The 2,234-nt window shown below is 71.6% G+C and carries 2 protein-coding genes; both read left to right on the top strand.

Features of this window, described 5'->3' with window-relative positions; all coding sequences use genetic code 11:
• A partial coding sequence (locus VFH10_RS15530) for an alpha-hydroxy acid oxidase (protein WP_325130141.1) occupies nt 1-1,227 on the top strand: 1,227 nt, incomplete at its 5' end.
• A gap of 14 nt (nt 1,228-1,241) precedes the next feature.
• Nucleotides 1,242-2,234: acetamidase/formamidase family protein (locus VFH10_RS15525; RefSeq protein WP_325130139.1), on the top strand; the 993-nt coding region annotated here is incomplete at its 3' end.

Raw genomic sequence — 2,234 nt, 5'->3', positions numbered from 1 at the left:
AACTCGAGGATGACCGCTCGCCGACGGCCACGCTGGTCGGAGCTGCAGCCGCTGCTGCGCCCCGGGGTCGGGTCGCTCAACCTGACGGAGCGCCGCCTGGCCCGCGCCGCCTCCGTCGTCGACCTGCGGGCGCTCGCGCGGCGTCGGGCACCACGCGCCGTGTTCGACTACACCGACGGCGCCGCCGGGCAGGAGCTGGCGCTGCGCCGTTCCCGGGAGGCCTATGCACGGCTCGAGTTCGTGCCCCAGGTGCTCCGGGACGTGTCCGCCGTCGACACGTCTACGACGATCCTGGGGCGGCCGTCGAGCGCACCGTTCGTGTTCGCGCCGACAGGTTTCACCCGGATGATGCACATCGAGGGCGAGCCGGCGGTGGCTCGGGTCGCGGCGCGTGTGGGCATCCCGTACGCCCTGTCCACGATGGGCACCACGTCCATCGAGGCGCTCGCGGCTGCCGCACCGGAGGGGCGTCGATGGTTCCAGCTGTACCTGTGGCGCGACCGTGCGGCGAGCCGCGACTTCGTCGTACGGGCTCGGGAGTCCGGTTACGAGGCGCTGATGCTGACCGTCGACACACCGGTGCCGGGGCCGCGCCTGCGCGATGTGCGCAACGGGCTCACGATCCCGCCCTCGCTGACCCTGGCCACGTTCGCCGAGGGGATCCGGCACCCGGCCTGGTGGTTCGACCTGATCACGACCGAGGCGCTGGAGTTCGCGTCGCTGCACAAGTTCGAGGGCACCGTCGCCGAGCTGGTGGCGCGGATGTTCGACCCCACGGCCACGATGGATGACCTCGGCTGGCTGCGGTCCGAGTGGGACGGGCCGCTGATCGTGAAGGGCATCCAGACCTTGGCCGACGCTCGCGCGGTGGTGGACGCCGGCGCCGACGCCATCGTCGTCTCGAACCACGGCGGCCGGCAGCTGGACCGGGCACCGACCCCGCTGGAGGTGCTCCCGTCGGTCGTGGAATCGGTCGGTGACCGCGCCGAGGTGTACGTCGACGGCGGCATCCTGTCCGGCTCCGACATCGTCGCGGCCGTTGCCCTCGGCGCCCGGGCGGCTCTCGTGGGACGCGCCTACCTCTACGGGCTGATGGCCGGCGGCGAACGCGGCGTGCAGCGGGCCGCCGACCTGCTGATGCAGGAGGCGACCAGCACGCTCGCGCTGCTCGGCGTACAACGGGTCGCCGAGCTCCGAAGTGACCATGTACGGCTTCGTTCGGGCTGAGGTAGTTTCCGAAAATGGAGGTCCTCGAGTACACGCCGACACGCGAGCAGTACGCCTACACGTTCGGCGGCGCACCTCCTGCGATGCGCATCGAGCCGGGGACCGCGATGCGGCTCTGGTCCGACGACGCGTTCGGGGGTGTGCTGCGCAGCGTCGACGACCTGTCCACCGCCAAGATCGACCTCAGGTTCGTCAACCCGCAGACCGGGCCGTTCTACGTCGAGGCCGCCGAGCCCGGCGACACCCTCGCGATCCACCTCGTGGCCCTGGAACCGGCGCGCGACTGGGCGGCTTCGGCGGCCATCCCGTTCTTCGGCGGCATGACCAGCACCGACCGGGTGGTGACGCTCCAGGACGCGCTGCCGGACACGACCTGGATCTACGAGCTGGACCGCGACCGCGGCACCGTGGCCTTCGCGGCCCGGCACAGCGACCACCGGATCGAGCTGCCCCTCGCGCCGATGCTCGGCACCGTCGGAGTCGCACCGGCCGGCGGCGAGGTCCGGTCCTCCCTGGTGCCCGACCGGTTCGGCGGCAACATGGACACCCCGCAGATGCGCGCCGGCGCGACCGCCTTCCTGGGCGTCAACGTCGAGGGGGCGATGTTCTCCATTGGCGACGGTCACTACCGGCAGGGCGAGGGGGAGGCCTGCGGCACCGCCGTAGAGGGCGCGATGACCACCACCCTCATCGTCGACCTGATCAAGGGCGGAGCGCCGGGGTGGCCCCGCATCGAGGATGACACTCACTGGATGACCGTCGGCTCGAGCCGGCCGATGGAGGACTCCTGGCGGATCGGCAACGCCGAGCTGGTGCACTGGGTCGCGGAGCTCTACGGGCTGCACCCGATGGACGCCTACCAGCTGTGCTCCCAGATCGCGGAGGTCCCGGTCGCGAACGTCGTGGACGCCAACTACAGCGTCGTGGTCAAGGCGGCGAAGTCGTTGCTGCCGGACGCCGAAGCGTTCGGGGGGATGCACGCCGACCTGCGCGACAGGGCCGCGGCG

Origin of the sequence: Nocardioides sp. (assembly GCF_035697785.1) — a bacterium.
GTDB lineage: Bacteria > Actinomycetota > Actinomycetes > Propionibacteriales > Nocardioidaceae > Nocardioides_B.
Note: the sequence above shows the minus strand (reverse complement) of the source record. Positions and strands in the feature narration are given on the sequence as shown.